Below are 14,312 nucleotides of genomic sequence, written 5' to 3' on the forward strand. Positions count from 1 at the left end.
TAATTAAAAAAAAATATATTTTTATTGTCTCAATTTGAGAATTAAACAATAACTGTATATGAATGTAAGAATATCAAGAAGCGTAGGAGTGGTTGCCGTCCTCTATTTTACGGCCAACTTCAGTGCCCAGACCACCAAGTTGAAGGACACACTTGCGAAAGAAAACAAAATAGACGAAGTGGTAGTCATCGGTTACGGTACCCAGAAAAAGAGTAACGTAACAGGAGCTATTTCCAGTGTAAGGGCGAAGGATATTGAGGATATTCCTTCAGGAAAGCCTGAACAGGTCCTTCAGGGAAGGGCGGCAGGTGTTTCTGTGGTGACCAATTCCGGACAACCTGGGTCTGCAGCTACAGTAAGGGTTCGTGGTGTAACAAGTTTTGGTGCAGGAAGTAATGATCCTTTGTGGGTTGTGGATGGAATTGTTGTGGATAATATCGCATGGCTCAACCAGTCTGATATAGAAAATATGGAAATTCTGAAAGATGGTGCCTCCGCAGCGATCTATGGGGTTTCTGCAGCTAAAGGTGTTATTCTTGTAACGACAAAGAAAGGGAGAAAGGGAAAGATGAATTTAACCTATAATGGTTTTTACGGGGTGGGATCGGCGTCAAAAAAATTGGATCTTTTGAATGCCAGCCAGTATGGAACTATTATTAATGAAGCTCTGACTAATGCTGGAAAGGCCCCGCGTTTTACTAATCCTCAATCTTTTGGAGCCGGTACAGACTGGCAGGATGTAGTTTTCAACACTGCTGAAAGAAAGTCTCATGAATTCAGTCTGAGTGGAGGAAATGACAGATCTACTTTTTATTCTTCTTTTGGATATTATGAACAGGACGGAATTGTCCTGAAGGATATTTCAAATTACAAAAGGATGAATGTAAGGCTGAATTCTACCCATAAAGTTTTTGATTTCCTTACCATTGGACAAACATTCTCCTATACCCACCAAAAGACGAAAGGAGTTAATGCCAATGACGAATTCGGAGGTCCTTTAAGTTCAGCGATCAATTTAGATCCTATAACACAGGTAGTGGTTACAGATCCTGCCTTATTGAATACAAGCCCATATAATAATGCAGGTATTTCTCCTTATCTGATTAGAGACGCTTTCGGAAATCCGTATGGTGTATCAACTATTGTAGAGAATGAAATGACAAATCCATTGGCATTCAGACAAACTCAGCTTGGAAGATACAACTGGTCTGATGATTTTGTGGCGAATATATTTGCAGAGTTAAAGTTTTTACAACATTTTACTTTCAAAACTACTCTTAACGGAAAGTTATCTTATTGGGGAAAAGAACAGTTTACACCCAAATTTTATCTTAATACCAATTCAAGAAACACAGTATTTAATAGCTTCTTAAGGGAAAGCAATAGAAAGCTGGAATGGAATACGGAAAATACATTGACGTATCAGAATAAGTGGGGAAATCATAATTTGAGTGTATTAATTGGACAGGGAGCTTACTTTTATAATATAGGTTCCGGAAATAATACCACCTATATCAACCTGCCGGTTAATAACTGGGAGGACGCGTCCTTTAATTTTGATGTTCCTCAGGAAAATCGTTCAACGTCAGCTTATGACGGGGTTGAAACCCATAAGGCCTCTTATTTTGCCAGAGTGATTTACGATTATGAAGATAAATACCTGTTTACCGGTACTATCCGTAGAGATGGTTCTTCTAAATTTGCAAAAAACAGACATTGGGGGAACTTTCCTGCTTTCTCTTTGGGATGGAATATCTCCAACGAAAATTTCTGGCCGGAGAATAAGATCGTTAATACCTTGAAGTTCAGAGGAGGATATGGTGTTTTAGGTAATGATGCTATTGAAAACTTCAGGTTTGCCAACTTCCTTAAATCAGGAAGCAATTATACCTATGGTGATAATAATATCATTATCGGATACGCTCCAACTACTCTTGAAAACCCGGATCTTCGCTGGGAAGAGACTTCTCAGTTGAATATTGCTGCCGATTTGAAATTCTTAAATGATTTTACTTTGACAGTGGATTGGTTTAAGAAGAAAACAACGGATATTCTTCGCCAGGTAGATATTCCTGGATATGTAGGTGCTCCGGACAGACCTTGGAGAAATGTGGGGGATATGAACAATACTGGAGTTGAAGTTAATCTGGGATATAAAAAGACCTGGTCTGATTTCGGAATTTCAGTAAATGGTAACTTCTCCTATTTAAAGAATGAAGTAACAAGACTTGAAGATGATAAAATCTACGAAAACTTTGCATCTTTCCAGTCTATGGGACCAGTAACAAGATTCCAGGTGGGCTCACCTTATGGAGCTTTTTATGGATATCAGAATCTGGGTATCTTCCAGACACAGGCAGAAATTGATGCCTATAGAAATGCCAGTGGTGGCCTGATACAGCCTAATGCCAAGCCTGGTGATTTCAAAAGACTTGATGTAAATGGCGATGGTAAAATCAATCAGGATGATTATGCATATCTGGGAAGTTCTGTCCCTAAGTTTACCTATGGTTTAACATTAAACCTTAATTATAAGAACGTAGATCTGATGGTGTTTTTACAAGGTCAGGGCGGAAATAAGATTTTCCAGGGTCTAAGAAGACTTGATCTGTTCTACAGTAATTACCAAACTACAATTCTTGATCGATGGACAGGACCAGGCACTTCAAATACGGTGGCAAGATTGGATGCTGATGATAAAAATGAAAATTACACCAAAATGTCCGACTATTATCTTCAAAAAGGAGATTTTATGAGAATTAAACTGGTTCAGCTGGGATATACGCTGCCGGTAGAAATTTCCAAACGCTTTGGTGCCAGTAAGGTAAGGTTCTATGTAACAGGAGAGAATCTTTTCACTTTTACAAAATATACAGGATATGATCCTGAAATTGCAGTTAATGATTCCTATGGTATAGATAGGGCATATTATCCACAGGCCAGAACATTCATATTTGGTGCTAACATTCAATTTTAAAAAAACAAACATGAAAAATAGATTCTATAAAGCAATAGTACTGATCGCACTTACATCAGGTATTGGATTCAGTTCCGTATCTTGTGGTGATGAGTTCATTGAAGATGTACAGAATAAAGGAGCTTTTGACTCCAATAACTACTTCCAGAATGAAGAGCAGTCTTTTAGTGCGCTGGTATCAGTGTATGACCTGCTAAGAAAATATTCTGGGGGGTTTGAAAATACGGTTACTTTCTTTAACGCAGCTTCCGATGATTTCTATTCCGGTGGCGGAAGTCCTACAGATGGTACCGGAATACAAAGTTTTTCCAACTATTCTATTGATCAGATCACTGTTCCCAAAACCTACTGGAATGATTTCTATCAGGGAATTGCCAGAGCAAATCTCCTTATTCAGAGAATTCCGGGTGCTAAAATGAATGATCAGGTACGCAAAAGATTTATTGCTGAAGCTAAAACGCTGAGAGCACTTTATTATTTTGAGCTGCTGAAAATGTTTGGAAATATTCCTCTCATCTTACAGCCTATTACAGCAACCGATGATTATTATAATATCCCTCAGACAGAGCCTCAGAAAGTGTATGAGCAGATTGAATCAGATATTGTAGCATCCATCAATGATCTTCCACTATCTATTGCACCTACTAACAAAGCAGAGGTAGGAAGGATAAGCCAGGGGACAGCCAGAGCTATCCTGGGAAAAATTTATCTGTATAACAATAAGAAAGATCTTGCTGCAGCCCAATTTGCAGAAGTGAACGGAACACCGGGACAAGTCAGCCAGTACGGATATAAATTAATTGCTAATTATAATGACCTGTGGAGACAGGACAACAAATTCACCACAGAATCTATTCTGGAAGTGATGCATACCAATAAAGGAAATTCAGACTGGGGCTTCTGGGGGCAAGGTAAGGATGAAGGAAATTCTATCTGTATAATGATAGGACCGAGAGGATACGATAGATTAAAGACTACAGCACCGGATATTGTTTCAGGATGGGCATTTAATACTGCAACAGAAGATCTTTATAATTTCCTGAAGGACGATCCGAGAGTGAATGCCACGATCCTGAACGCAAAACAACTGACTGCAAGCGGAGAGATCAAATATTCACCCGCTCATAATGATACCGGTTATTTTTTGAATAAATATCTTCCCAGAAGAGATGAGGTATCCAATCTTCCCGGAGCTCCGGAGCTAAACTACAGCAGGAATTATATCGTAATCAGACTGGCAGATACTTACTTAATGGAAGCCGAAGCATTAAACGGCTCAGGTGCAAGAGCCCAGGCTTTATTGGATGCAGTAAGAGCCAGAGTTGGACTGCCTTCAGTACCAGTAACACTGCAAGCTGTTAAAGATGAACGCAGACGTGAACTGGCTGGTGAAGGGCACCGATGGTTTGACCTCGTAAGATGGGGAGAAGCACCTTCCAAATTAGCATCTAGAGGATTTAAACCCAATAAGAATGAACTTTTACCGATTCCTTATAATGAACTTCTTAATACGAAGATCAAACAAAATCCTGGTTACTAAAATATGAAGTTTCACAACTTATATAGTTTCTTTAGAGGTGCCGCACTACTTAGTGGTGTGGCCCTTTTTCCTTTATCATGTACCTCAGTGGCATCCAATAAAGGAAACGAAGTTCAATACTGGCTTACAAAAGGAGATGAAAGTGTAAAATTACAGCAGCAGACTCCCCTTAAATTTGTAAATAACACCAACCGCTTTCAGAATATTGAAATTGATGACACTCAAAAATTTCAATATGTTGATGGCTTTGGCTATACATTAACAGGAGGAAGTGTTGAGGTAATCAACCGGTTGTCGCCTTCCAAAAGAAAAGCACTGCTTAACGAACTTTTTGGAAATAATAAAAATTCAATATCCGTCAGCTATTTAAGACTGAGCATAGGTGCATCTGATCTTGATGGTGAAGTCTTTTCATATGATGATCTTCCAGAGGGACAAACTGATCCTTCGCTTTCAAAATTCAGTCTGGCAAAAGACGACGCTTTGATTAGTATGCTGAAAGAGATTCTGACAATCAATCCTTCTATTAAAATTATTGCTGCTCCATGGTCTCCTCCGGTTTGGATGAAAGACAACGGTAAATCAAAAGGAGGAAGTTTAAAACCTGAATTCTATGGAACGTATGCTCAATATTTTGTAAAATATATTCAGGGAATGAAAAAAGAAGGGATTATCATTGATGCTGTAACTCCGCAAAATGAACCCCTGCATCCTGGAAATAACCCAAGTTTGTATATGCCGTCTGAACAACAGAGAGATTTTATTAAAAACCATCTGGGGCCTGTTTTTAAAACAAATAGCATTACTACTAAAATTGTTGTGTATGATCACAATTGCAACAAACCCGAATACGCGATTGATATTTTAAAAGATTCTGAAGCTGGCAAATATATAGACGGATCTGCTTTTCACCTTTACGAAGGCGATATTTCTGCATTAAGTACGGTACATAATGCTTTTCCGGATAAGAATTTATACTTTACTGAACAATGGACAGGTTCAAAAGGCACTTTTACCGAAGATCTGAACTGGCATACAAAAAACGTGATCATCGGATCTATGAGAAACTGGAGTAAAATTGCGCTGGAATGGAATCTTGCCAACGATCCGAAATTTGCCCCTCATACAGATGGCGGATGTACAGAATGTAAAGGAGCTATAACCGTTTCCGACAGTGAAAATTTCACCAGAAATGTTTCCTATTATATTATTGCACATGCTTCAAAATTTATTCCTGCAGGCTCTCAGCGCATCGCTTCCACGCAGACGGATAAACTTTCAACGGCCGCTTTTAAGACTCAATTTGGGAAAATAGTTTTAATTGTACAGAACGATAATCAGGCAGATGAGAATTTTAATATTAAATTTGCCGGGAAAACCGCTGCAGTAACAATTTCAGGACGTTCTACAGCAACCTATATTTTTTAATTTGATACTATGAAAAGAGTTTATTTCTTACTGGCATTTTCTGCATTTGGATTGAATGCTTACGGACAAAAGACCATTGATCAGAAAGTAGCAGAGCTATTGTCTAAAATGACTTTGGAAGAAAAAGTAGGGCAGATGGTTCAGTACAGTGGTTTTGAATATGCCACAGGACCGCAGCATTCCAATTCAGCTGCTGTTTTAGAAGAAATTAAAAAAGGAAAAGTAGGTTCCATGTTGAATGTAGCAGGTTCTGAAGAAACCAGAGCTTTTCAGAAACTGGCCATGCAGTCCAGGCTGAAAATTCCTTTATTGTTCGGGCAGGACGTTATCCATGGCTATCGTACCACATTCCCTGTCAATCTTGGACAGGCTGCAAGTTGGGATCTGGCCATGATTGAAAAATCAGAAAGAATTGCCGCAACAGAAGCTGCTGCTTATGGTATTCACTGGACGTTTGCGCCAATGGTGGATATTGCCAGAGATCCGAGATGGGGAAGAGTAATGGAAGGTTCAGGAGAAGATACCTATCTTGGAACAAAAATAGGACTGGCAAGAATTAAAGGATTTCAGGGTAGAGGCTTGGGAAGTCTTGATGCGGTAATGGCATGTGCAAAACACTTTGCAGCCTACGGAGCCGCTGTAGGCGGAAGAGATTACAATTCTGTAGATATGAGTCTCAGACAATTGAATGAAACTTATCTTCCACCATTTAAAGCTGCGGCAGAAGCAGGAGTGGCCACTTTCATGAATTCTTTCAATGATATTAACGGAATTCCTGCAACAGCCAATCAATATATTCAGAGAAACCTTTTAAAAGGAAAATGGAATTATAAAGGTTTTGTCGTATCAGACTGGGGAAGCATTGGGGAAATGGTTCCTCACGGTTATGCTAAAGATGGTGCCGAAGCCGCTGAAAAAGCAATACAGGGTGGAAGCGATATGGATATGGAAAGCCGTGTCTATATGGCAGAGCTTCCAAAACTGGTGAAAGAAGGAAAAGTAGATGCAAAACTGGTAGATGAAGCAGCAGGTAGAATTTTAACCAAGAAATTCGAAATGGGGCTTTTCGATGATCCTTACAGGTTCAGTAATGAGAAAAGACAAAAAGAGCAGACTGATAATCAGGAAAACAGAAAATTCGGAAGAGAATTCGGTTCAAAAAGTATCGTTCTTCTTAAAAACCAGGGAAATATTCTTCCGCTTTCAAAAACTACAAAAACAGTGGCTCTGATTGGCCCTTTCGGTAAAGAAACAGTAGCTAATCATGGTTTCTGGTCTGTTGCGTTCAAAGATGATAATCAAAGAATCGTTTCACAATTTGACGGAATTAAAAACCAGCTGGATAAAAACTCTACTTTATTATATGCAAAAGGCTGCAATATCGATGATCAGGATAAAAGTCAGTTTGCTGAAGCCATAGAAACTGCAAAAAAAGCAGAGGTTGTCATCATGACGCTGGGAGAAGGCCATGCGATGAGCGGAGAAGCCAAAAGCAGAAGTAATATAGGATTTACAGGTGTTCAGGAAGATTTGTTAAAAGAAATTGCCAAAACAGGTAAACCCATCATTCTGATGATCAATGCCGGGCGACCTCTGATTTTCAACTGGGCATCAGACTATATTCCTGCCATTATGTACACATGGTGGCTGGGAACAGAAGCAGGAAATTCAATTGCTGATGTTATGTTCGGAACTGTAAATCCAGGTGGCAAACTACCAATGACTTTTCCAAGAACTGTTGGTCAGATTCCTGTGTATTACAATCATTATAATACAGGAAGGCCGGCAAAAAATAATACAGACAGAAACTATGTTTCAGCCTATATAGACCTGGATAATGACCCGAAATATCCGTTTGGATACGGTTTAAGCTATACCGATTTCAAATATTCTGATATGGTTCTAAGTTCCACAAATCTTACGGGAAATCAGACACTGAATATCAGTGTGACTGTTTCCAATATAGGAAAATATGACGGAGAAGAAGTGGTACAGCTTTATATCAGAGATCTTTTCGGGAAAGTTGTAAGACCCGTAAAAGAACTGAAAGGCTTTCAGAAAGTATTCATCAAAAAAGGAGAAAGTAAAAAAGTAGATTTTAAATTGACACCAGAAGATTTGAAATTCTTTGATGATAACCTGAATTTTGATTGGGAAAGCGGAGAATTTGACATTATGATAGGTACGGATTCTCAAAATGTTCAGGCCAAAAGAATCACCTGGACGAAATAAATTCAATTCAAGAGGAGCGGATTAAAACCTGCTCGTTAAAACGGCTTTAGCCAAAACTTAAAACCTACATACATATGAATCTCAAAGTTAAAAATCTCATCAGAATTTGTGCAGCAGGAGCACTCGTCCTTTCTGTATTCAATTGTGCTTCAAACAAACCAGATACTGGAAGAAAACTGATTTGGAGTGATGAGTTTAACGGCAAAGGCCTTCCGGATTCATTAAAATGGAATTATGATACCGGAGGAAGCGGTTTTGGAAATGAAGAAGCTCAGTTTTATACCAAAAACAGGCTTGAGAATGCCAGAATGGAAAAAGGAAATCTCATCATTGAAGCCAGAAAAGAAAATCGGGAAAACAGTAAGTATACTTCTGCAAGACTTTTAACTAAAGGAAAATTTGCTTTTCAATATGGTACAGTAGAAGTTAGGGCAAAACTTCCTAAAGGCCGTGGAACCTGGCCTGCCATCTGGATGATGAGTGAAAATATGAAGAAATGGCCGGATGATGGTGAACTGGATATCATGGAACATGTGGGCTATAACCAAGGATATATCCATGCTTCCGTTCATACCAAAAAATATAATCATATCCAGGGAACACAGAAAACAGATACTTTGTTTGTAAAGGATGCAAGCGAAAAGTTCCATGTCTATAAAGCAGACTGGACACCGGAAAAGATTGATGTCTATATAGATGATAAGAAATTTTTCACCTACGAAAATAAAGAGAAAAACAATGAAGCATGGCCTTTTAACAGACCTTACTTTATCATTCTAAATCTCGCTGTAGGAGGATTTTGGGGTGGAAAGGAAGGTATTGATGATACCATTTTTCCACAGAAGTACTATATAGATTACGTAAGAGTTTATCAAAATAAATAATGAAAATGAGGACCGGATGGGTCCGGAAACAGAAAAAATCATGAGAAAACTAATTGTAAGTTGTTTTGTAGTAGGCGTTGTCATGAATGTCAATGCTCAGAATTATTGGAAAAAAAATGCAGGAAAAACAGCTAAAGTGGTTCTTACCAACTCAAAAGCAAATGAGAAGATGGTGGATAAGGGAGTAGTTACATTTGAGCAGTTCGGGCAGCCTAAAGAAACGGATGCCTGTATTTTTGTAGCTCCCCATTTTAAATATCAGAAACTGATAGGAATTGGAGGTGCCATTACAGATGCCTCAGCAGAGACTTTTTATAAAATGCCAAAGAATAAGCAAAAAGAAATTCTGGATGCTTATTTCGGAAAAAATGGATTGGGATACACTGTTGTTCGTACCAATATGAATTCCTGTGACTTTTCCAGTGATTCTTATACATATGTAGAAGATAATGATACTTCGTTAAAGACCTTTAATGTGGCTCATGATGAAAAGTATAAAATCCCAATGATTAAAGAAGCTCAGAAAGCTATTGGTAATAATTTTACATTTTATTTCTCACCATGGAGCCCACCAGCATGGATGAAATCAAACCAAAGCTTGTATAAAGGCGGCAGATTGGAAAATCAATACTATCAGACATGGGCAGATTATTATATCAAATTCATCAAAGAGTATGAAAAGAGAGGAATTAATATCTGGGGATTAACTGTTCAGAACGAACCCATGGCTACCCAAAGCTGGGAATCATGTATTTATACCGCTGAAGAAGAAGGAGAATTCCTGAAAAAGAACCTTGGACCAACGCTTTGGAAAAACGGATATAAAGACAAAAAAGTAATGATCTGGGACCACAACAGAGACCTTATCTATCAAAGAGCAACGACTACTTTAAGTGATCCGGAAACCTCAAAATATGCCCATGGTATCGGTTATCATTGGTATGAAACGTGGAACAACAAAACTCAGCTTTTTGACAATTTAGCAGAAACACACAGAGCTTTTCCTGATAAATTCCTGGCTTTTACGGAAGGATGTAAAGAACAGTTCAATATGGATAAAATCTATGATGTAAGCCTGGGAGAGCTGTACAGCAAAAATATGCTGAACGATTTCAACAAAGGAAATGCTTTATGGACTGACTGGAATATTTTATTGGATGAAACCGGAGGACCTAATCATAAAGGAAACTTCTGCTTTGCCCCGATTATTGCTGATACCAAAACAGGAGAGGTATTCTATACGTATGAATACTATTATATAGGGCATGTTTCAAAATATATCAGACCGAATGCGCAGAGAATAGGAAGTTCTTCCAACAGAGCAGCCCTTACATCTTCTGCTTTTATGAATGAAAACGGACAGCTGGTAACCGTTATCATGAATGATTCGGACAATGATATTGAAACCAATCTATGGATAGAAGGAATGGCTGCTAAGCTGAATGCTCCTGCACATTCTATACAAACCGTAATTTTATAATTTCATATTAATTTAATATTATTTTTGACAGAACGGGCGGCCTTTATTGAGGTCGCCCGTTTAGATTATATCATGTTACAATCTTATACTATCATTGTACAGAGAATTTTCCTGAAATAGTACCATTTATGCTTTTAGCAATATAGAAATATACACCGTTTTTTATATTTGAGGTTGAAATTGTAGTTTTTCCCCCTTTTACTGTCTGGTGTTGTATTGTTAGTCCATCTGTGTTTACAATTTGTAATTCATAATTTCCATTTTCAGGAAGGTTTATGGTAAGATTTTCCCCTTGTTTTACAGGATTAGGATAAACGGCAGAAGTTATTTCCTGTTTTGCAGACATGCTTGACGTTGTGGTTGTTACCTGTTCAAGTATCCACTGATGATTTATTCCTGCCGTACCATTCATATCCTGATCCCAAATGTTAATATTAGTACCTGTTGTTTGGGAATTGGCAGGATTATCCATCGATTTCATATTTGATAAAGCGGTGCCTATAAGTATGGTATTGGGTGTATAGGATTTTAGTACCCATTGCTGATTGTTATTCCCGGTTTTGGAATACTGTATCAATGTAGTTCCGTTAGTAATATTAGAACCGGGAACATCAATTGCCAATCCGGAAGCATGGTTAATAATAATGTAGTTTTTTCCCGTTTTTTCAAGCTTCCATTGCTGTGCAGGATTAGTACTAAACGGATATTGTACCATCTTAACATTTGATGCAGAACTATAATTTGCCGGGCTTATATAAAGGTTACTTCCTGCATTTTTTATTCTGTAATAGGCATTCGGGTCAATGACCGGAGGTGCTATGATATTAATATTGTTATATCCGAAATTGGAAGTTTGCTTAAATATATCGTCCAATACTACACTTACATAATATTTTCCGGATTGAGAATTAGCAGGAAGAGGAATACTTACATTTCGGAGATCAGGACGGATACCGGAAACTACTGCAACCGGAGTATAATTATTCCCCCAGCTGGCTTCAGTATACAAAGCTACTTTATAAGAAAGCTGCGGACTTGTTGTTTCTGAACTTGCCCAAGTTACATTGACCGAATTAGTGGATGAATTATATGTAGGGGTAACGGTAGTGACATTAATAGGAATAGTTGAGGCAGGTTTTGTACCTTCCTGAGTAATACTGTTAAAAGTTACTGAACCACCTGCTGGAGCAGGTGTTGTTCCACACGATGTTATTTTAATGGCAGTATTGTTAAATGCTGTTTGTGCTCCCCAAGATCCGGTTCCTGCTGAAGCGGTATATCTTAATGGTTTTGACCAGTTTCCCTGTGCATTCATACTCCAGAAATTTCTGTAATATCCACAACGGGAATCTTTATTCAAGCTAGAATTCCAGTTCTCTACGAAACCTCCCAGTTTTGTTCCGGTAAATGAAGCATTATTTTCCGGCGTTATAATAGTCACATAATGTTTCCATTTTCCTACACCGTAATCATACATAAAGAACCCTATTCTTGTCTTTCCATCACCGGTAGACCACCTTCTGGCAACTGTTGCGTACCATACTCCCGGTACCCATGGCATGGGATTATCTGTATGAAGACCTGTTCCTTCTCCTCCGAAACCATCTATCAAAGTATTGGGCGCTGCATATTCCGTTTTACACTGTGGAAGGCTGGAGTCCTGTATGTCCCACATAGAGAAGATGTTATTATACACTTCATTCGGTTTGTATTGAATTCCTCCATATCCTCCTCGCGGACCTAAAGAAAAGTTCAGCGTTGAATAATAGGTGTTGATTTTTTTACAGGTATTGTCTACCATTACTTCCGAGTACCAAAGTTCCCCGGTATTAGCCATATCAAATCCTTCTATATAAGGCCCCCAGCTTGGGCAGGTCTGTGCCTTTATAGGATTAAAAAATGCAATTGCGGCAATAAAGTGTATTGAGGCAAAAAAAATTAAATGTTTTTTCATAAAACTTGTTTTTAGTTGATGATGTTAAATTATAAATTATTTTGTTTTATGATTTATATTATAGAAAATTAATATTGTTTTATGGGAAATTAATATTTTTGTTGTTAATTGAAAAAGATATTTTTAAGAAAATAATAATATTTTAATGTTGGGTTTTTACTTTTTCTTTTTCTTAAAATAGAGTTGTTGTTGACTTTCTTAACTAATAATTATTTCACACATCCGATATATATTATAGATGGTATGTATTTTAATGATGAACAGATATCTTTATTTATTTTGGATAATGTAGCAGAATGCAACACTTTTGACTGTCGGTAATAGTGGCCTGGAAGAATTCGCCAAATGAGGAGTATCCGGATGATACAAACAGAAAACCCATGAAAAAATTTTCATGGGCTTTACTTATTTTGAACGGAACTTTATTAGTCCGCTATTGTTTTATGAATGATTATTCAGCGTCATATTTACTGATTACTCTCTGAGTAACTCCTGAGCTGCTGAAACCTCCATCATGGAAAAGATTCTGCATGGTTACTTTTTTAGTAAGATCAGAGAATAAAGTTACACAATAATCTGCACATTCAAGAGCTGTAGCATTTCCTAGCGGAGACATATCTTCTGCATATCCAAGGAATCCTCCGAAACCTTTCACACCGCTACCGGCAGTAGTCATTGTTGGAGACTGAGAAACCGTATTGACACGTACTTTTCTTTCTCCCCAATAGTTTCCGAAAGTTCTTGCGATGCTTTCCAGATACGCTTTGTTATCAGACATATCATTATAATCAGGGAATGTTCTCTGAGCTGCAATATAAGTAAGGGCCAAAATACTTCCCCATTCGTTCATACAGTCTTTTTCCCAAGCTACACGCATTACTTTATGGAAAGAAACAGCGGAAATATCCCAGCCTTTTTCCAACCAGTCGTAATTCATTTCTGTATAATGTTTTCCTTTTCTTACGTTGATAGACATTCCGATAGAGTGAAGGATAAAGTCGATTTTTCCAAATTTTGCAACAGCGGCATCAAAAAGTTTTTCAAGATCTTCTATAGAAGTAGCATCAGCACCTATTACTTCAGAACCTGTTTTTTCTGCTAAACCATTAAGTTCTCCCATTCTCAAAGCAATAGGAGCGTTTGATAAAATGAATTCAGCACCTTCCTCATGGCATCTTTCAGCAACTTTCCATGCGATAGATTGTTCATTAAGGGCTCCAAAAATAATTCCCTTTTTGCCTTTAAGTAAACCGTATGACATAATTTTTTAATGTTTATTATAATACAAATGTAACAATAATTGTGCTTATGGCATAATAAAAAATGGAGCCTTATCAATTTAAGACTCCATTTTATTGAAAATATTTATATGACTGAAATACTAATTGGTTTTCTTATTCCATTCTGCCTTTACATCCTCTGCCGCATCTTTGGTTTTTTCCCATGCCTCATCTGCCTTATCCTTGATATCTTCCCATGCATCGGATACATTAGCTTTTACCCTGTCTAGCCAGTCTTCCTGGCTGGCTTCCTGATCATTATTCCTCTTTTCATTGATATAATCTTTAGCCTTGTCTGCCAATTCATTGATTTTCCACTTGGCTTTGTCCGTTGCATTCTGTAAAGAATTTTCTACATTGTTTACTGCATTTTCCGCTTTATTGTACTCTGAATTGTTCATAATAGTATAAATTTTAATTTGGTATGAGTAATTAAACAATAACCATTCCTAAAATAGAACCTCTCTGTTAAACTTTTCATAATATTTTGTTATATTTTACTAAATCAATAGTAAATTTAAAGTATAAAATTGATAA

At 37.6% G+C, this 14,312-nt stretch carries 9 protein-coding genes; 6 read left to right on the top strand and 3 right to left on the bottom strand.

From position 1 onward, the window contains the following. Window positions 1-58 precede the first annotated feature (58 nt). The 6 genes from PZ898_RS01480 (at window position 59) to PZ898_RS01505 (ending at window position 10,541) form a co-directional block, all read left to right on the top strand. Entirely contained in the window at window positions 59-2,977 is a 2,919-nt protein-coding gene (locus PZ898_RS01480) for a TonB-dependent receptor (protein ID WP_277694604.1), read from the top strand. A 10-nt stretch (window positions 2,978-2,987) separates the two neighbouring features. Beyond that, a complete protein-coding gene (locus PZ898_RS01485) occupies window positions 2,988-4,517 on the top strand; it encodes a RagB/SusD family nutrient uptake outer membrane protein (protein WP_062670293.1) in 1,530 nt (509 codons plus the stop codon). Window positions 4,518-4,520: 3 nt separating this feature from the next. Beyond that, window positions 4,521-5,945 carry a glycoside hydrolase family 30 beta sandwich domain-containing protein gene (locus PZ898_RS01490; RefSeq protein ID WP_277694605.1) on the top strand — a complete coding sequence of 475 codons (1,425 nt, stop codon included), beginning with the start codon at window positions 4,521-4,523 and terminating at the stop codon, window positions 5,943-5,945. Between the two features lie 9 nt (window positions 5,946-5,954). Then, entirely contained in the window at window positions 5,955-8,177 is a 2,223-nt protein-coding gene (gene bglX / locus PZ898_RS01495; RefSeq protein WP_277694606.1) for a beta-glucosidase BglX, read from the top strand. 74 nt (window positions 8,178-8,251) lie between these two features. Beyond that, the gene (locus PZ898_RS01500) at window positions 8,252-9,061 is read left to right on the top strand and encodes a glycoside hydrolase family 16 protein (RefSeq protein ID WP_123278438.1); all 810 of its coding nucleotides are present in this window, start codon (window positions 8,252-8,254) and stop codon (window positions 9,059-9,061) included. A 40-nt stretch (window positions 9,062-9,101) separates the two neighbouring features. After that, window positions 9,102-10,541, top strand: a complete 1,440-nt coding sequence (locus tag PZ898_RS01505) for a glycoside hydrolase family 30 protein (RefSeq protein WP_062671558.1) — start codon at window positions 9,102-9,104, stop codon at window positions 10,539-10,541. A 91-nt stretch (window positions 10,542-10,632) separates the two neighbouring features. On the opposite strand, the gene PZ898_RS01510 is transcribed toward PZ898_RS01505, so the two are convergent. From PZ898_RS01510 to PZ898_RS01520, 3 genes are all read right to left on the bottom strand, one after another. Next, window positions 10,633-12,495 carry an RICIN domain-containing protein gene (locus PZ898_RS01510; protein ID WP_123278437.1) on the bottom strand — a complete coding sequence of 621 codons (1,863 nt, stop codon included), beginning with the start codon at window positions 12,493-12,495 and terminating at the stop codon, window positions 10,633-10,635. Window positions 12,496-12,946: 451 nt separating this feature from the next. Continuing rightward, entirely contained in the window at window positions 12,947-13,756 is an 810-nt protein-coding gene (locus tag PZ898_RS01515) for an SDR family oxidoreductase (protein WP_062670284.1), read from the bottom strand. Between the two features lie 120 nt (window positions 13,757-13,876). Beyond that, complete coding sequence (locus PZ898_RS01520) at window positions 13,877-14,176, bottom strand: hypothetical protein (RefSeq protein WP_034697596.1); 300 nt, start codon at window positions 14,174-14,176, stop codon at window positions 13,877-13,879. Window positions 14,177-14,312: the final 136 nt, after the last annotated feature.

This window comes from Chryseobacterium sp. WX (assembly GCF_029542485.1).
Taxonomy (GTDB): Bacteria; Bacteroidota; Bacteroidia; order Flavobacteriales; family Weeksellaceae; genus Chryseobacterium; species Chryseobacterium cucumeris.